Source organism: [Clostridium] ultunense DSM 10521, from assembly GCF_000511955.1.
GTDB lineage: Bacteria > Bacillota > Clostridia > Tissierellales > Tepidimicrobiaceae > Schnuerera > Schnuerera ultunensis.
Window position 1 is genome coordinate 98,596 of record NZ_AZSU01000001.1, and the last position, 18,836, is coordinate 117,431.

The following is an 18,836-nucleotide window of genomic DNA, read 5'->3' on the forward strand; positions in this document are numbered from 1 at the left end:
TAAAGTATAGTACAACCAATAGAGATGGCTATAGGGAGTATAAATCAGATCCTAAAATATGTATAAATTGCCCAGATATAAACAAATGCACAAATAGCAAAAACCATACTAAAGTTGTTACCCGTCATATATGGGAAAATTATATGGAGGGAGTCGAGCATTTAAGGCATACAAGCATTAATAAAGAAATATACGATATGAGAAAGGAAACAATAGAACGTGTATTTGCAGATATGAAAGAGAAGCATGGCATGCGCTGGACAACCCTACGGGGCTTAAAAAAAGTTAAGGCGCAGGCGATGCTTATTGCTGCTTGCATGAATTTAAAGAAGATAGCGAATTGGATGTGGAGGTCCAGGAAAAATGGACCAAATCCATCCAATCCATGCGTTAATATGCATGGTCTTTTATCAAATTTATATAGTTTTATTATTTGTTCATTAAGAAACACGGTTTCCATAAAGAAGGAAACCGTGTTTTGTCTACAAACTGAGGGAACTCTCTATATAGAGAGTTCCCTTCTTTTTTCTTGGTGGATAAATAGTTTTTTAATCTTAACATGTAGTTCATACTCAACTTGAGATATCTTCTCTGCCTTTCTTAAAGTATCCAATAACAACAAAAAATCGGTACATAGTTCACATAATTCATATTTAACTCTATCCACAACACCACCCCATATACTTTATACTTATTTAAATTAAATATAAGATTTAAAAATCCTTTATTAAAATTAGAATATTACAAAAAATTAATATAATTTATACCAGGACATGGAAATTTATTATAATAAAAATAAATTAATAGAAAAATGCATACTTAGTATATTTCTATAGTATATGTTATAGTAGTGATAAGATATTCTAAATTCAAAATAGTTAAACAATTCGACGAAATATGACACAAAAAATTTAAAGGATTATTTAAATGAGCGTAGAATAGTCTTAAGTATAGCATATAGAACAAAGGGTTTAACATTTATGAACTCGGTCCTAGGTTTACAGCTTTTACTCTATTCAGTTTATAAAAGTATTGTATTATACCTTTTATTGACAGAAATAAGTTAATAGTAGTATAATACAGTATATTAACAATATTCAAAAAAATGAATTAAAGGGGGAGTATTTTAATGAAAAGAAAGTTATCGTTATTACTAGCGCTAGTGTTAGTATTATCAGTTTTCTTAGCAGCCTGCGGTAAAACTGAAGAACCTGCAGATGTTGGTAGTGACGAACCAACAGAAACAGAAGCTCCTGAAGAAGGGGCAAAAAACCCAGCTAAGGACAGGGAGGGTGCAGATAATACTATAATAATTGGTATGACAGAAGCAAAAGGTGAATTAATGCCAGTTTATTATAGTACTGGCTACGATGGCTACGTAGTTGATTATATGTTTGATCAATTATTTACCAATGACGAAGCTGGAGAGTATATACCCCATGTGGCTAAAGAATGGGAGATATCGGATGATAAATTGACCTATACCTTCCATTTGAGAGATGATGTTAAGTTTGCAGATGGAACACCACTTACAGCCCATGATGTTGAATTTACTTACTTAGCAATGGCAGATCCAAACTATGACGGCAGATATTTTGCTTATGTAGATGGATTAGTTGGCTACGAAGAATATGCTGAAGGAAATGCTGAAAATCTATCTGGTGTTGTAGTACATGATGACTATACAATATCCTTTACATTTAAGGAGCCGCGAGTTGCAAACTTTACTTATTGTAATATGCATATAATGCCAAAACATCATTATGATTTTGAAAAAGGAGATATTGAAGCATTAAAGGCTAAAATGCGGGACCCACTTGGCTCTGGCGGATATTCCTTTGTACATTTAGAACCAGGTCAATATATAGAATTAAAAGCAAATATGGATTATTTCTTAGGGGCACCTAAAATTGAAAATTTAATACTTAAATTTACAACTGCTGAAACTTACATGGCTGAGCTAGAAAAAGGTACTATTGACGTTCAAAATTCAGTAACCAATACGGTGGAAAACAAAGAGACTATGGAAGCTATGGGATTTGTACATCTTAACGCATTTCCTAACAATGGATATGCTTATATAGGATTAAACCATTCAGACCCAAGATTAGCAGATAAGAATGTACGTCAAGCATTGGTTTATGGACTAGACCGTCAAAGTTTTGTAACAAACTTCTTTAAAGGTCATGGTCAAGTATGCCATGTACCATTATCACCAGTATCTTGGGCTTATACAGATACTTTAGCTGAAAAGATGAACAAATATGAATACAATCCAGATAAGGCTGTAGAATTATTAGAAGAAGCTGGATGGAAACTTGGTTCCGATGGAATTAGAGAAAAAGATGGTATGAAACTTAAATTTGTATATTCCACATATCCAGACTCAGAATGGGTTGAGCAATTGATTCCAGTATTAATAGATAACTGGGGTAAAATCGGCGTTGCTATAGAAATAAACTATATGGACTTTAATGCATTATCTGATGCCGTATATGAAGAACATGATTTTGATATGTACAATATGGCTTGGAGCTTAACTGTTGACCCAGACTCTTATTCCGTATACCACAGCAGTCAAACAAGAAAAGCCGGTAACAATGCGGTTCAATTTATAAATGAAAAGAATGATCAATTGTTAGAAGCAGGCAGAAAAGAATTTGACCAAGAAAAACGTAAAGAAATATATGAAGAGTGGGCTCTAAATATAAACGAAGAACTTCCATATATATATATATATCAAAGAGAGGAATGGAATATGGTTAACGACCGTATAAAAGGCTTTGAATGCTCACCATTTGTAGATATGAGCTATCCGCAAGTATATTTAAATATGGAGATAGTAAAATAATTAAATTTTAAAAAAGAAGTAGGAATAGTATAAACCCGGTATTAGACCACCGGGTTTATGTTGTATTAACCATAACTTTATGGCGTTAAAGGGTTAATAATTAAGGAGGGAGAATATGCTGAAATATATTGGGAGAAGATTATTACATTTAATACCTGTAATCTTAATAATATCTTTTTTAATATTTGGAATCATCAAAATGACTCCTGGAGATCCTGTTGGAGCAAATTTAGACCCAAGATCTACTGCTGAGCAAAAAGCAGCAGAAAGGGCTAGACTAGGGTTGGACAAACCGGTTCATATTCAATATTGGAATTGGTTAAAGCGTTCAATTAGGGGGGATTTTGGAAACTCCTATATCTATAAAGTGCCTGTAAAAGATGTAATTCCCGGATTCATTAAAAATAGTTTTATTTTAAATGTTTTTGTATATATATTTGCTTTTTTAATATCCATCCCAATAGGTATAATCACAGCGGTAAAACAGTATTCCAAGACGGATAATTTTTGGAGTGCTTTTTCCATTATAGGAATTTCCATGCCTACATTCTTCTTTGGATTGCTGTTAATCTATTTCTTTGCAGTAAAAATGGATCTATTTCCTATAAGTGGAATGATGACGGTAGGAAGCAAAGCTACAGGTTTAGCTAAAGTTAAGGATACATTACACCATATGGTTTTACCGGGCACGGTTTTAATAATAGGAAGTTTAGCCAGTTTAGTCCGTTATACCAGGACTTCTATGTTAGAGGTTATAAATCAAGATTATATTCGTACTGCTAGATCTAAGGGGCTTGAAGAAAAGGTGGTAATATATAAACATGCTTTCAGAAATGCCCTCATTCCAATAATAACTATTGTAGGGTTTATGATACCCGGACTTTTTTCAGGTGCGGTAATGTTAGAAACAGTATTTAATTGGCCTGGTATTGGAAGGAGATTAATTGAAGCCGTTAATCTTAGGGATTATAACCTTATGATGGCTCTAAATATGTTTTTCGCAATATTAACTTTATTAGGAAATTTATTGGCGGATATAGGATATGCTTTAGTAGATCCGAGAATAAAAGTGGATTAGGGGGGACATCTGATGGCTGAGAAGAATATAGATTTAAAACCTGATAATATAAATGTAGAAGAAAAAAGTGAAATTGAACAGGAAATACTAACACCTTGGAAATTAATAAGGCGTAAATTCTTAAAGAGGAAGCCTTCGGTAGTGGCCTTGATAATATTAGGAATTATTATACTGGCTGTTATATTGGCTCCCCTCTTAACGGTTCACGATCCTTATGAATTGAATATGACCAATACCAATCAACCTCCATCTAGAGAACATAAATTAGGAACGGATGAACTCGGTAGAGACAATCTTTCAAGGGTATTGCATGGAGGTAAAGTTGCATTACAGGTAGGTATATTTGCGGTAGTCATCGAAGTAATATTAGGAACCCTAATTGGAGGGATTGCAGGGTATTATGGAGGATGGGTAGACAATATTCTGATGAGGATTACCGAGGTCTTCATGTCCTTTCCATTCTTACCCTTGGTAATTACCATTTCGGCAGTTGTTGGAGTTAGAATAAGTCCAGAACAAAAAATGTACTTGGTCATGGTTATTCTTGGAGTTTTAAGCTGGCCAGGTCTTGCTAGAATAGTTAGAGGTCAGATATTGTCTTTAAGGGAACAGGAATTTGTCCTTGCTGCAAAGGCTTTAGGTATAAGGAATACAAAGATTATTTGGAGACATTTAATTCCAAATACCGTAGGATATATTGTTGTTAATGCTACAATAGGAGTAGCTTCTGCAATACTGCAGGAAAGTGCACTATCCTTCCTTGGCCTAGGGGTAGCACCACCAGTACCCACTTGGGGTAACTTAATACAGTATGCAAGGGATATGTACAATCTACAGCATCGTCCTTGGTTATGGATACCACCAGGATTATTAATCTTTGCTACAGTAATGTGTATAAACTTAATAGGTGATGGCTTACGTGATGCTATTGACCCTAAATCTTAAGAGGATAGGAGGATAGAATATGACCAAATTATTAGAAGTTAAGGATTTAAAAACTTACTTTTACACGGATGATGGAGTAGTAAAAGCTGTTGATGGCGTTGACTTTTCAGTAGAAGCAGGTAAGACTATAGGAATAGTAGGGGAATCAGGCTGTGGTAAAAGTATAACGGCCATGTCCATACTACGCTTAATACCAGATCCTCCAGGAAAGATAGTAAACGGAGAAGTCATATTTGAAGAAGAGGATCTTACTAAGGTATCGGATAAGAGGATACGGGAGATAAGAGGGAATAATATTTCCATGATATTTCAGGAACCTATGACTTCACTGAATCCGGTATTCACTGTAGGTTTTCAGATAGGAGAAGTACTAATGCTTCACCAAAAGCTCAGTGAGGAAGAGGCTAAGAAAAGAGCTATTGAAATGATAAATTTAGTAGGGATTCCTAATGCGGAAAGGATTGTTGGTGAATATCCCCACCAATTGTCTGGTGGAATGAGACAGAGAGTAATGATAGCTATGGCTTTGGCATGTCAACCTAAGCTTCTCATTGCTGATGAGCCTACTACGGCTCTAGATGTAACTATTCAAGCTCAAATATTAGAAATTATGAATGATTTAAAAAGCAGATTAAATACATCTATAATGTTAATAACCCATGATCTAGGGGTTATTTCAGAGATGGCAGACCATGTTATAGTGATGTATTCTGGGAAAGTAGTTGAGGATGCACCTATTATGGAATTGTTTAAGAATCCAAGGCATCCCTATACTATTGGACTTATGGCCTCTATCCCTTCTTTAGTTAAAGAAGGTCAAAGATTGGAAACTATTCCAGGGGCTGTACCAAATCCACTTTATCTACCTAAAGGATGCTATTTCCATCCTAGATGTAAATATGCCACAGATGAATGTAAGAAGGCTCAACCAGAATTAAGGGAAGTAGCACCTGGCCATAAAGCTGCCTGTATAAGAGCTGAGGAGGTGACTAGATAATGAGTGAAGTTTTATTAGAAGTAAATAATTTAAAAAAATATTTTCCTATTACTAGGGGCTTTATAAAAAGCAAGGTAGGGGATGTTAAGGCTGTAGACGATGTTTCCCTATTTATTAAAGAAGGTGAAACATTAGGTATAGTAGGAGAATCAGGATGTGGAAAATCCACTTTAGGAAGAACTTTATTAAGGTTATATGATGCTACAGCTGGAGAGGTAAGATTTAGGGGTAAAGATGTACTAAATGCGCCAAAGGACCAGATAAAAGAATTAAGAAAGGAAATGCAGATAGTATTTCAAGACCCTTATAGCTCATTAAATCCTAGGATGACCGTATCTCAAATAGTGGGGGAAGCATTAGTTGAACATGGATTGTATAGGAAAGGAAAAGAATTAGATGATTATGTCGTAGAAATTATGAATAAATGTGGATTGGCTAGATACCATATGAATAGATATCCTCACGAATTTTCTGGAGGTCAGAGACAGCGGATTGGTGTTGCTAGAGCTTTAGCACTAAGTCCATCTTTTATAGTAGCAGATGAACCTGTTTCAGCTCTTGATGTGTCCATCCAATCTCAGGTTATAAACTTATTTACAGATCTGCAGAGGGAATTAAATATTTCATATATGTTTATTTCCCATGATTTAGGAGTTGTTAGATATATATCCCATAGGGTTGGGGTTATGTATTTAGGTTCTATGGTGGAGTTGGCAGATAAAAATGCTTTATTTGACAACTCAAAGCATCCATATACCCAGGCCCTATTATCGGCTATCCCCCATCCAGATCCAACTATGAAAAGGGATAGAATTATACTTGAAGGAGATATACCAAGTCCAGCAAATCCACCATCTGGGTGCAAATTCCATACCCGATGTATGTATGTAGAAGATATTTGTAGGGAAGAGGTACCTGAATTTAGAGATTTAGGAGGAGAACATTTTGTGGCGTGCCACCTGGCGAAATAGAAAGCCAATTAAAGAACATGAAAAAGAAATAAAAAAAGAAGTGGATAAAAAACATGAGGAAGAGCCTTTTGAATTCACAAAAGAGGATATTCTAGCTATGATTATCGCAGGATACCGAGTGATAATGCCCATTGTTTTAATAGGAGCTTTGGTAATGACCATATTTACCTATGTTTTTTTGAAATTCTATTTAAAATAGATTTGGTTACAACAAATAGATAACATGGTAACTAATATTAGTTATCATGTTTATCTTTTTAAAAAAATCATTGACATGCTAATATAAAATGTTATAATAATTAAGGTAGGATTTTTCATAAGCGGGAGTGGCGGAACTGGCAGACGCGCTAGACTTAGGATCTAGTGTCTTCGACGTGGGGGTTCAAGTCCTCTCTCCCGCACCAATATTCAACCAGTGGTTATACCATTGGTTTTTTTCATATTTAATCAAGTTATGATATAATACATATGAATTGGATAATAATATTTTATATGGTATAATTTTATGGTATAATATATTAGTTTTAGAATGTAATAAATATTAAGTTTAGGGAGGACAATATAATGAATTCTGTTCTAGAAAAAAAAGAAAATAACAAAGCTTTTTTTAATATTGAAATCGGCGAAGACGAATTTGAAAAAGCTATTCAAAAAGCATATTTAAAAAACAGAAATAGATTTACAATACCTGGTTTTCGTAGAGGGAAAGTGCCAAGAAAGATAATCGAAATGAATTATGGCGAAGGTGTATTTTATGAAGAGGCATTGAATATCCTTTTACCAGAAGCCTATGATGAAGCCATAGATAAATTGGAGTTAGAGCCAGTTGATACTCCGGATGTAGATATTGAACAATTAGAAAAGGGAAAACCTATAATTATTAAGGTAGAAGTGATTGTAAAACCAGAAGTTAAGTTGGGAAATTATAAAAGTATAGAAGTTGAAAAAGTAGAGTATAATGTTACAGATGAAGATATAGATAAAGAATTAAAAGCTGTTCAAGAAATGAATGGAAGGATTATTGATGCTGGAGATAGGGAAACTAAAGAAGGAGATATACTTACCATAGATTTTGAAGGCTATATAGATGGCGAACAGTTTGAAGGTGGTACTGCAGAAAATCAAGAACTAGAAATTGGTGCTGATAGATTTATTCCAGGATTTGAGGAACAGCTTAAGGGCAAGAAAAAGGGAGAAGATGTAGAAGTAAAGGTAACTTTCCCAGAGGATTATTTTGAAGAAATCCTCCAAAACAAAGAAGCTTTATTTAAAGTCCATATTCATGAAGTAAAAGAAAAGGAATTACCAATATTAGACGATGAATTTGCAAAAGACGTAAGTGAATTCGATACATTGGAAGAATATAAGGAAAGTATTAAAGAAAAATTGGAGAAGGAAGCAAAGAATAAGGAAAAAGTTGAATTGGAAAATAGAATAATTGAAAAAGTAGTTGAAGCCTCCGAGGTAGATATACCAAATGTAATGATAGAACGTCAAGTTGAAAATGAAATAAATGAATTCGATTATAGATTAAAACTGCAAGGTTTAGACATAAACCAATACCTAGGACTGACTAATACTGACTTAGAAGCTTTTAAGGAACAAATAACTCCTGTAGCAGAAAAAAAGATTAAAACGGATTTAGTTCTTGAGGCTATAGCCAAAGGAGAGAATTTAGAAGTTTCAGATGAGGATATTGATAAAGAACTAGAAAAACTAGCTAAAGAATACAATCAAGAGGATGTTGAGAAATTCAAAGAGAATATGAAAAAAGGAGATTTGGAATACCTTAAGTCGGGTATAATGAGGGATAAGACTATAGAACTATTAGTAAATAGTGCTAAATTAAATTAAGTTTTAGGAGGGGTATGGTATGGCATTAGTTCCTATTGTTGTAGAACAAACTAATAGAGGAGAAAGATCCTATGATATATATTCTAGACTTCTAAAGGAAAGGATCATATTTCTTGGAGGAGAAGTAAACGATGTAACCGCAGATTTAATCGTTGCCCAATTATTGTTTTTAGAAGCTGAAGATCCAGATAAGGATATACAACTTTATATAAATAGTCCTGGTGGGGCAGTTAGTGCTGGGTTTGCAATTTATGATACTATGCAATATATAAAGCCTGATGTGTCCACTATATGTATAGGTAGGGCAGCTAGCATGGGTGCATTTTTGTTAGCGGCAGGAGCAAAAGGAAAAAGATTTTCATTGCCTAATTCCGATATTATGATCCATCAACCTTTAGGTGGCACTCAAGGTCAAGCTGAAGACATTAGAATCCATGCTGAAAAAATAATACAAACTAGAGAATTGATAAATAAAATATTAAGCGAAAGAACTGGGCAACCTTTAGAAAAAATTTCTAGGGACACAGACAGAGATTTCTTTATGACTGCCAAAGAAGCTAAAGAATATGGTATAATAGATGAGGTAATACAACCAAGAAAATAAGATTAAGTGAGGTGTCATAATGGCAAAGTATGATGATAAACAGCTTCGTTGCTCTTTTTGTGGGAAACCTCAAGATCAAGTACGAAGACTTATTGCCGGACCAAATGTGTTCATCTGCGATGAATGTATAGAACTATGTCAAGAGATTATAGATGAAGAGTTTATTGAAAGTTTTGATTATCAAATACGCGAATTACCAAAACCTGCAAAGATAAAAGAAACTCTGGATGAATATGTAATTAAACAGGAAAGGGCAAAAAGGGCTTTAGCTGTTGCAGTATATAATCATTACAAAAGAATAAATAAAAAACCATCAAAAACTAATGATGTAGAATTACAAAAATCCAATATTGTTATGATTGGACCAACGGGTTCTGGTAAAACTTTACTAGCTCAAACCTTAGCTAAAATATTGAACGTACCTTTTGCAATAGCAGACGCAACTTCTTTAACAGAAGCTGGATACGTTGGCGAAGATGTGGAAAATATTATTCTAAAGCTTATTCAAGCTGCAGATTATGATATAGAGAGAGCTGAAAAGGGTATAGTATATATAGACGAAATAGATAAAATTGCCCGAAAGACAGAAAATCCATCAATTACAAGGGATGTGAGTGGTGAGGGAGTACAGCAAGCCCTTCTTAAAATCCTTGAAGGAACTATAGCTAATGTTCCACCGCAAGGGGGAAGGAAACATCCTCATCAAGAATTTATCCAAGTAGATACAACCAATATTTTATTCATAGTTGGTGGAGCCTTTGATGGTATAGATAAAATAATCCAAAGTAGGGTAGATACTAAATCTATGGGATTTGGTGCTGAAATAAAGGGTAAGGAAGATATTAGGATTGGAGAATTATTAAAACAGATCCAACCGGAAGATCTATTGAAATATGGATTAATACCAGAATTTGTTGGACGATTACCTGTAATTGTCACATTAGAAGAATTAGACGAGGAAGCTCTTGTAAGGATATTAACAGAACCTAAAAATGCTCTTGTAAAACAATATAAAGAATTGTTCAATATGGATGGAGTAGATTTGGAATTCGACGATGAGGCATTGAAAGCCGTTGCCAAAAAAGCTATCGATAGGAAAACAGGAGCAAGGGGATTACGTAGCATAATTGAAGAAACCCTATTGGATATTATGTATGATATTCCTTCGAGAGAAGATATAGAAAAATGTCTAATTACCAAAGAAACTATTGAATCTAATGGAGAACCAACATTGGTGTTATCAGAAAGAAAGGCTAAAAATAGAGCTAAGAAAAAGGATAACAAGGAATCTGCATCATAAAATAAAAGGCTCACGGTCTGGTGAGCTTTTTTTTGACAAAATAACCCGGGGAACAATTTATTAGGGCAGAAAGTATTACCTTGTATTGTTCCCTAATTCGATAGATAGAAGGAGTGAGGTTATGTACAAGAACCCTTATGTTGTACAAAATAAAACAATACCCCTTATACCATTAAGAGGTATGTCTGTATTTCCTCACATGGTCATTCATTTTGATGTAGGGAGAGAAAAATCTGTTAATGCATTGGAAAAGGCTATGATAGATGATTCGTTAATTCTATTGTGTACTCAAAAGGATGCGAAAGTAGAAGACCCATCATTGGAAGATTTCTATCATATAGGGACTATTGCCAAGATAAAGCAGATGTTGAAATTACCTGGTGGAAGTATTAGAGTTTTAGTTGAGGGAATAAATAGGGGAAGAGTTGTGGAACTAATTAAAGAAGAAGATTATTTTGAAGTTATAGTGGAGGAATTTACCTACGATCCTGAAGATATAGTTGTAGATAAAGAGACGGAAGCAGCCATGAGGTTAGTAATTAACGATTTTGAAGAATATTTGACTTTAAGCCGTAGAATATCTCCGGATATATTGTTGACTGTCACAGATATTGATGATCCAGGTAGATTAGCTGATGTTATTGCCTCCTATATTAATTTAAAAATTGAAAATCATCAAAAGATACTTGAAACTTTTAATTTTTATGAACGATTGGAAGAACTCCATAAGATATTGCAAGAGGAAATTGAATTATTGAGAATAGAAGAGAAGATCAACCAGAGGGTTAAGAAACAGATAACAAAGGTGCAGAAGGAATACTATTTAAAAGAGCAATTAAGGGCAATACAGAAGGAATTGGGAGAAGAAAATGAATTAGATGACGAAATAGAGGAGTACAAGACTAAGATTTTAAAGATGAAGATGCCCAAAGAAGTAAAAGAAAAGGCATTAAAGGAAGTGGAAAGGTTAGATAAGATGTCTCCTCATTCAGCAGAAACTGCAGTTATTAGAACCTATCTAGATTGGATAGTAGAACTGCCATGGGATAAGGAAACAAAGGATAAGGTTGATATTAAGAAAGCAAGAGATATATTAAATAGAGATCATTATGGACTTACTGATGTAAAAGAAAGAATATTAGAATTTATTGCTATAAGAAAATTAGCTATAAGTATGAAAGGACCTATATTATGCTTAGTAGGACCTCCTGGAGTAGGAAAAACGTCTATTGCCAAATCTATTGCAGAATCACTAAATAGAGAGTTTGTCCGCATGTCCCTAGGAGGAGTAAGAGATGAAGCTGAGATGAGAGGTCATAGGAGAACTTATGTGGGCGCTATGCCTGGAAGGATTATTTCATTAATTAGAAAAGCAGGTACTAAAAACCCAGTTTTCCTATTCGATGAAATCGATAAGCTGAGCACTGGTTTTAGAGGAGATCCTGCTAGCGCTTTATTGGAAATCTTAGATCCAGAGCAAAATAATACCTTTACAGATCATTTTTTGGAACTACCCTTCGATCTATCAAAGGTACTCTTTATCACTACAGCTAATACCGTAAATTCCATACCTGCACCTTTACTAGACAGGATGGAAGTTATTAGGATAAGCGGTTATACAGAAGAGGAAAAATTAAAGATTGCTACCAACCATCTATTACCAAAACAGCTTAAGGAGCATGGCCTAAAAAAGGAAAACTTAACTATATCCGAAAGAGCTATGAGAAGTATAATAAATAATTATACTAGAGAAGCAGGAGTAAGAAATCTAGAAAGGAATATTGCAAATATATGTAGGAAGGCTGCAAAGAAAATAGTTGAAACTAATGCTGAAAAGGTTAGAGTAAACAAAGGAAATCTCCATAAATATTTAGGAATAGAAAAATATAGATATGATTTAGGAGAAAGGGAAAATCAAGTAGGCGTAGCAACAGGCTTAGCATGGACCGCTTTTGGTGGAGATACCCTTTCCATAGAAGTCAATTCTATGAAAGGTACCGGAAAGCTTCAATTGACAGGACAATTAGGTGAGGTTATGAAGGAATCAGCTATGGCTGGTATTAGCTATATTAGGGCTAACTCGGATAAATTAGGAGTAGATAGCAATTTTTATAAGGAAATGGATATCCATGTTCATGTGCCTGAAGGAGCAATTCCAAAGGATGGACCATCAGCAGGTATAACCATGGCAACGGCTGCAATCTCTGCTTTAACTAATAAGCCAGTGAACAATAATATTGCTATGACTGGAGAAATTACATTGCGAGGTCGAGTTCTGCCTGTAGGAGGTATAAAGGAGAAAGCATTGGCAGCCAATAGAATAGGTATTAAAAAAGTTTTAATACCTTTTGAAAATAGCAAGGACTTGGAAGAAATACCTGAAAAGATTAGAAGAAAGATGGATTTCGTGGCAGTAAAAAATATGGAACAGGTCCTTGAACATGCATTATTAGAAGAGGATAGAAAATATGAAGATAATTGATGTCCAATTGGAAAGGATTGCTGTTAATAAAAAACAGTATCCTGATGAGAATTTATGTGAAATAGCCTTTGCGGGGCGCTCTAATGTGGGGAAATCTTCCTTCATAAACTCTATGTTAAATAGGACAAATCTGGCTAGAACTAGTGGTAAACCTGGAAAGACTAGGACTATAAATTTCTATAATGTAAATGGGGAATTTAGATTTGTAGATTTGCCTGGATACGGATATGCCCAGGTTTCAAAAAAGGAAAAGGAAAAATGGGGCTATATAATCGAAGAATATTTAAATACAAGAAAAAACTTAGTTGAAGTAATTCAATTGGTAGATATAAGACATGAGCCTACAGAACAGGATCTATTGATGTATAATTGGATAAAAACCTTCAATTTTACGGGAATAGTTATAGCGACAAAGGCGGATAAAATTTCAAAGGGAAAGTATCAATCCAGTATAAAAGTTATTAGGAATAAATTGAAAATAGGAGATCCTAGCTTAGTAATACCTTATTCTTCATCGAAAAAGATTAACAGGGATAAGGTATGGCATATTTTTCAAGAGTTGTTTAGGAAGAATAAAGAGCAGCAATCTAGATAGATAGCTGCTCTAATCAATTATTCTTCCTTAACAAACATATCCTTTGTAGCACCACAAACTGGGCAAACCCAGTCTTCTGGTAGCTTTTCAAAAGGTGTACCTGGCTCTATGCCATTATCTGGATCACCTTCTGCCGGGTCATAAACGTATCCACAAGGTTCACAAACATATCTGTCCATTATATATTCTCCTTTCAATATGTAATCAATGGGATATTACCCATTTATAATAGACTTTAAACTATATTTTTAAAATATTATAAATGAATTATATCAAAAAATAATAGAATTGTACAATAGATTAAAGGGCATAATTATGGGTAAACTAATAATAGTTAATACATTACATTTGTAGATGGGCGTGATGGAATTGTCTTTTATTTTCCAAGGATCTGTGCGTAGTAACCTAGATGATATTAAGATCTTTATAAAAAAAGTGTTGAATAAAGTTGAAAATATTATCCATGACAAGGATTTGATTTTTGATTTAAAATTAATATTAAATGAATTGATTATAAATAGCGTTATCCATGGTAACCAATGTAATGATAATAAGTATGTAAAACTTTTTCTAGAAATAGCTGGAGATACCATTAGAATTGAAGTAAGCGATGAAGGGGAAGGAATAGACTTTGATATTGCCAGCTATAATCCCACAGAATTAAAATGCTGTGGGAGGGGTTTAGTAATCGTTGATGGCTTATCAGATGAGGTATATATTGATAATAATAGAATAGTAGCCGTTAAGTATATGGAGTAGGAATTTGATACAAAGTAAATATGGCAGGGTTAAACCCTGCCATCATAATTTGCTATCATTTTAATGGGAATTATGTTAGAATTAAGTTTGATAAATAAATATAAACTAAAAACAGGAAGTGATATTTTTTTATGCAAATTACAAGAGATGATCTTAGAAATATAGCTATTATTGCTCACGTAGATCATGGAAAGACTACACTAGTAGATAGTATGTTAAAGCAGAGTGGAATATTTAGAAAAAATCAAGTAGTTGAAGATAGAGTTATGGATTCTAATGAAATAGAGAGGGAACGTGGTATTACCATTTTATCAAAAAATACCGCTATTTACTATAAGGATATTAAGATAAATATAGTGGATACCCCAGGCCATGCAGATTTTGGTGGAGAGGTAGAACGAGTCCTTAAGATGGTAAATGGGGTAGTATTATTAGTAGACGCTTTCGAAGGACCTATGCCTCAGACCAAATTCGTGCTAAAGAAGGCCTTTGAATTAGATCTTCCAGCAGTTGTATGTATCAATAAAATAGACAGACCAGAAGCAAGACCAGAGGAAGTAATTGACGAAGTATTAGACCTATTTATAGAATTGGGTGCAGGAGAAGAATACTTGGATTCACCTTTTATATTTACTTCTGCTAAAGAGGGTATTGCAACTATAGATTTAGAGGAAAAAAAGGATAATATGGAAGACCTATTTGAAACTATAATCAATTATATCCCCGAACCAAAAGGGGATATAGATGGACCATTGCAAGTATTGATTTCTACTATAGATTACAATGATTATGTAGGTAGGATTGGTATTGGCAAAATTGAAAGGGGTAAAGTAAAGACAAATCAAGAAGCCCTAATCGTTAACCTAGAAAGAAAAGATGAAATAAAAAAAGTAAAGATAACCAATATTTATGAATTTGAAGGATTGAATAGGGTAGAAGTAGAAGAATCGACAGTAGGAAGTATAATTGCAGTTACAGGAGTGGAAGGAATCCATATTGGAGACACCATATGCCATGTAGAAAATCCGGAACCTTTACCTTTTGTAAAGATATCTGAACCTACTATTGCTATTACCTTTTCGGTAAACAATAGTCCCTTTGCAGGTAAGGAAGGGAAATATGTTACCTCAAGGCAGATAAGGAATAGATTATTTAAAGAACTACAGACAGATGTTAGCCTTAGGGTAGAAGAAACAGATTCGACAGATGCTTTTAAAGTTTCAGGTAGAGGGGAATTGCACCTATCAGTCCTTATAGAAAATATGAGAAGAGAAGGCTATGAATTCCAAGTTTCAAAACCAGAGGTGCTATATAAATATGAAGATGGTAAAAGATTAGAACCTATGGAAATAGTAACAATTGATGTAATGGAAGCATATATTGGAGCAGTAATAGAGAAATTAGGTATGAGAAAAGGTGAGTTAATAAGTATGACTGAAGCCAATGGAGGATATGCAAGATTAGTATTTTCCATACCTGCTAGGGGTTTAATTGGATATAGGGGAGAGTTTATGACGGATACCAAGGGTAATGGTATTCTTAACTCAGTATTTGACGGTTATGGCCCTTATAAAGGGGATATACCAACTAGGAAAGAAGGCTCGTTAATTTCCTTTGAAACAGGTGAGGCTACTGCCTATGGGCTATACTCAGCTCAGGATAGGGGGATCCTTTTTATTACTCCAGGAACTAAAGTTTATGAAGGAATGGTTATTGGCTCTAATCCTAAGGGGATGGACATAGAAATAAATGTATGTAAGAAAAAACATCAATCTAATATTAGGGCTTCAGGCTCTGATGAAGCCTTAAGATTATCTCCCCCTAGACAGATGTCCTTAGAGGAAGCACTAGAATTTATAGAGGAAGATGAGCTTATTGAGATAACTCCTACTAATTTTAGAATTAGAAAAAAAATTCTGGATACCAATAAGAGGTATAAATCTAAAAAATAACGATTAAAATATTAGGATTTTAAATATAAAGGTGATTCTATGGAGTATATAGTAAATGGATATATGTGGTTTTTAAAAAATATATTGTGGTTAAATATCTTATTTGCCATATTGTTGGTGTTCTTTGAAAGAAGGAATCCTACAACCACTTGGTTATGGCTTATGGTGTTAACCTTCCTTCCCGGTATTGGATTTTTATTGTATCTATTTATTGGCCAGGACATGAGCAAGAAAAAGATGTTTAAAATAAAGGAAGAAGAGGATAGGGGGATTAGAGATCGAGTATTGAAGCAAGGACAAAAAATCCATGAAGATGAATATAGATTTTCTAATCCAAGGTTTTTAGAATATGAAGATATAATAAAAATGCATATTTTGACCAGTGAATCCTATTTTTCTCAAGATAATGATATTGAACTCTATTTTTCAGGGGAAGAAAAATTTAATGCTTTAATAGAGAGTATTAGGAAGGCCAAAAAGTATATATATTTAGAATATTATATTATGAAAAGCGATGGAATAGGTACTAAAATAATAGATGAATTGACTAGGAAGGCCAAAGAAGGTATAGAAGTAAAGGTATTATACGATGGGATGGGAGGAAGGAAATTAAAAAGACATTGTTTTGATGAATTTAAAAAAGTTGGTGGAGAAGTGGAGGTTTTTTTCCCTCCTTTTGCTCCTTATATTACTCCTAGAATCAACTATAGAAATCATAGGAAGATTTGTATAATTGATGGAGAAGAAGCCTTTGTAGGCGGCTTTAATATAGGGGATGAATATTTAGGGCTTTCAAAGAAGTTTGGTTATTGGAGAGATACCCATATGAAGATAAGGGGAACTGCAGTAGGAGGACTTCAATGGAGGTTTTTTAAGGACTGGCGATTTGCAGCTAAAAAGGATAATGTCCAATGTGAGATAAATCTGCCTCAGAAGAAGAACAAGGGAAATTCAGGAGTCCAAATAGTAAGCAGTGGGCCTGACTCTAAATGGCCTAGTGTTAAGGATGGGTATTTTAAAATGATAAATAATGCACGGGAGCGAGTTTATATCCAAACGCCTTATTTTATTCCAGACGATAGTATCTTTGAAGCATTGAAGGTAGCTGGTCTTTCTGGAATAGATGTAAAGGTTATGATACCTTGTAAACCAGACCATATATTTGTATACTGGGCAGGCCTTTCCTATATAGGAGAACTTTTAGAAGCAGGAGTAAAGTTTTACACCTATGAAAATGGCTTTCTCCATAGCAAAACCTTTATAATGGATGATTTTGTAACCTCCATAGGCACTGCAAATTTAGATATTAGGAGTTTTAAACTCAATTTTGAGGTAAATACTTTTATTTACGATGAAGAAGTAAATAGAAAAATGGTAGAACAGTTTAACCTGGATTTAGAGCAATGTAAAGAGATTACAATAGAAGAATATAGTAAAAGGTCTAATATAGTTAAATTAAAAGAATCCATTTCAAGACTATTATCGCCAATATTATGACCCGTTAGGATAAAAAAATTCTTACAGGAAACACTATCCTAAGAGGTGGTGAACTTGAAAAAGGGAATATTAACAATTATACTTATGATAAGTATGTTTTTATCCATATCCTGTGCCAACCAACCAAATAAAAAATCTAGTAATATTGACCGAAGAGAGAAGGCACCACAAACTTTGACTAAGGTTATGGATGGGATTGATAAATTATTGACTTCAGTAGATGATATAGCCAAGACTACTGAATTGACGGAAATGGAATTTCAGGCTCAAAAGTTGGAAAAGGAGGGCAATGGAAAACCATCTGATGGAAATAAACAGGGAAACCCACAGAGTAATCAGGATGGAAACCAAGCAAAAAATCAGAAAAAAGATGGAGAACAGAAGGGCAATATAACTAGAGATGAAGAGATATTTATGAAATGGAGGGGAATTGATAAAAATTTGGAGGAAATTCATAAAGACTGGAATAGTTATGAGGTAGAAGGGGTAAAAAAGGGAGCCAATCCAGACCAAGGAAAGGAATTTAAAAAATCATTGAATTCCTTTACAAAGGCAATAGAAAATAGACAAATGACGGATATTATGGATACTGGAAGTAGATCTATTAATTCTTTAGCACCTTTTTTTGATCTTTATAAAGACGAAATAAATGGAGATCTTTCTAGGATAAATTATTCCACTTATCAAGCCTTCTTAAAGGCTAAAGAAGGAGATATAAAAACAGCAGATAAGTTGATAAATGAAGCAGCAGAATACTCTGGAAGAATCAGACAAAAATTAGATAAAGATAAGGATAAAGATAAAATAAAGGAATTAGATAAATTGTCCTTAGCAATTTCTGATATGAAGCTAGCGTTAAATGAAAATAGTATAAAGCTATTAGAAATTAAAAGAGATATTACCCTTAAAAATATAAAAGCTTTAAGGGAATAGATGAAATAAGGGGGACTT

At 33.9% G+C, this 18,836-nt stretch carries 17 protein-coding genes, 1 tRNA gene and 1 pseudogene; 17 read left to right on the forward strand and 2 right to left on the reverse strand.

The annotated features are described in order from the left end of the window. A pseudogene (locus CUL_RS19630) lies at positions 1-353 on the forward strand (transposase); the annotation flags it as partial. 149 nt (positions 354-502) lie between these two features. On the opposite strand, the gene CUL_RS18755 reads toward CUL_RS19630, so the two are convergent. Beyond that, positions 503-667: a hypothetical protein gene (locus tag CUL_RS18755; protein WP_157752594.1), complete on the reverse strand. Its 165-nt coding sequence runs from the start codon at positions 665-667 to the stop codon at positions 503-505. A gap of 462 nt (positions 668-1,129) precedes the next feature. On the opposite strand from CUL_RS18755, the gene CUL_RS0100560 reads away from it, so the two are divergent. The 12 genes from CUL_RS0100560 to yihA all read left to right on the forward strand — a co-directional run bounded on the left by CUL_RS0100560 (position 1,130) and on the right by yihA (position 13,677). Next, positions 1,130-2,851, forward strand: coding sequence for an ABC transporter substrate-binding protein (locus tag CUL_RS0100560; RefSeq protein WP_005583863.1), 1,722 nt, complete (start codon positions 1,130-1,132; stop codon positions 2,849-2,851). Between the two features lie 115 nt (positions 2,852-2,966). Then, on the forward strand, positions 2,967-3,929 hold the full coding sequence (locus tag CUL_RS0100565) for an ABC transporter permease (protein WP_005583865.1): 963 nt from the start codon (positions 2,967-2,969) through the stop codon (positions 3,927-3,929). Positions 3,930-3,941: 12 nt separating this feature from the next. Beyond that, a complete protein-coding gene (gene opp4C / locus CUL_RS0100570) occupies positions 3,942-4,874 on the forward strand; it encodes an oligopeptide ABC transporter permease (RefSeq protein WP_051403463.1) in 933 nt (310 codons plus the stop codon). Positions 4,875-4,893: 19 nt separating this feature from the next. Then, complete coding sequence (locus tag CUL_RS0100575; protein WP_005583868.1) at positions 4,894-5,871, forward strand: ABC transporter ATP-binding protein; 978 nt, start codon at positions 4,894-4,896, stop codon at positions 5,869-5,871. Next, entirely contained in the window at positions 5,871-6,842 is a 972-nt protein-coding gene (locus CUL_RS0100580; protein WP_005583869.1) for an ABC transporter ATP-binding protein, read from the forward strand. The genes CUL_RS0100575 and CUL_RS0100580 overlap by 1 nt, the downstream gene beginning before the upstream one ends. Continuing rightward, positions 6,817-7,041, forward strand: a complete 225-nt coding sequence (locus CUL_RS0100585) for a hypothetical protein (protein ID WP_005583870.1) — start codon at positions 6,817-6,819, stop codon at positions 7,039-7,041. Before CUL_RS0100580 ends, CUL_RS0100585 begins: the two co-directional genes overlap by 26 nt. Positions 7,042-7,162: 121 nt before the next feature. Then, positions 7,163-7,246: transfer RNA gene (locus tag CUL_RS0100590), tRNA-Leu, on the forward strand. A 160-nt stretch (positions 7,247-7,406) separates the two neighbouring features. Further along, positions 7,407-8,696, forward strand: coding sequence for a trigger factor (gene tig / locus CUL_RS0100595; RefSeq protein WP_005586969.1), 1,290 nt, complete (start codon positions 7,407-7,409; stop codon positions 8,694-8,696). 19 nt (positions 8,697-8,715) lie between these two features. Beyond that, the gene (gene clpP / locus CUL_RS0100600; RefSeq protein WP_025640216.1) at positions 8,716-9,300 is read left to right on the forward strand and encodes an ATP-dependent Clp endopeptidase proteolytic subunit ClpP; all 585 of its coding nucleotides are present in this window, start codon (positions 8,716-8,718) and stop codon (positions 9,298-9,300) included. Positions 9,301-9,319: 19 nt separating this feature from the next. Beyond that, positions 9,320-10,600, forward strand: coding sequence for an ATP-dependent Clp protease ATP-binding subunit ClpX (gene clpX / locus CUL_RS0100605; protein WP_005586972.1), 1,281 nt, complete (start codon positions 9,320-9,322; stop codon positions 10,598-10,600). 121 nt (positions 10,601-10,721) lie between these two features. Then, on the forward strand, positions 10,722-13,082 hold the full coding sequence (lon, locus tag CUL_RS0100610) for an endopeptidase La (RefSeq protein WP_025640217.1): 2,361 nt from the start codon (positions 10,722-10,724) through the stop codon (positions 13,080-13,082). Further along, positions 13,069-13,677 (forward strand): ribosome biogenesis GTP-binding protein YihA/YsxC, encoded by a 609-nt coding sequence (gene yihA, locus CUL_RS0100615; protein WP_025640218.1) that lies wholly within the window; start codon positions 13,069-13,071, stop codon positions 13,675-13,677. The genes lon and yihA overlap by 14 nt, the downstream gene beginning before the upstream one ends. Positions 13,678-13,694: 17 nt before the next feature. Here the strand turns inward: yihA and rd are convergent, their stop codons facing one another. Further along, positions 13,695-13,856: a rubredoxin gene (gene rd, locus CUL_RS0100620; protein ID WP_005586975.1), complete on the reverse strand. Its 162-nt coding sequence runs from the start codon at positions 13,854-13,856 to the stop codon at positions 13,695-13,697. A gap of 184 nt (positions 13,857-14,040) precedes the next feature. Between rd and CUL_RS0100625 the strand changes: the two genes are divergently transcribed. The 4 genes from CUL_RS0100625 (at position 14,041) to CUL_RS0100640 (ending at position 18,818) form a co-directional block, all read left to right on the forward strand. Continuing rightward, the gene (locus CUL_RS0100625; RefSeq protein ID WP_025640219.1) at positions 14,041-14,436 is read left to right on the forward strand and encodes an ATP-binding protein; all 396 of its coding nucleotides are present in this window, start codon (positions 14,041-14,043) and stop codon (positions 14,434-14,436) included. 131 nt (positions 14,437-14,567) lie between these two features. Beyond that, positions 14,568-16,388: a translational GTPase TypA gene (gene typA / locus CUL_RS16375; RefSeq protein ID WP_201767819.1), complete on the forward strand. Its 1,821-nt coding sequence runs from the start codon at positions 14,568-14,570 to the stop codon at positions 16,386-16,388. A gap of 39 nt (positions 16,389-16,427) precedes the next feature. Next, positions 16,428-17,885 (forward strand): cardiolipin synthase, encoded by a 1,458-nt coding sequence (gene cls, locus CUL_RS0100635; protein ID WP_005586978.1) that lies wholly within the window; start codon positions 16,428-16,430, stop codon positions 17,883-17,885. A 54-nt stretch (positions 17,886-17,939) separates the two neighbouring features. Then, entirely contained in the window at positions 17,940-18,818 is an 879-nt protein-coding gene (locus CUL_RS0100640; RefSeq protein ID WP_005586979.1) for a hypothetical protein, read from the forward strand. Positions 18,819-18,836 lie beyond the last annotated feature (18 nt).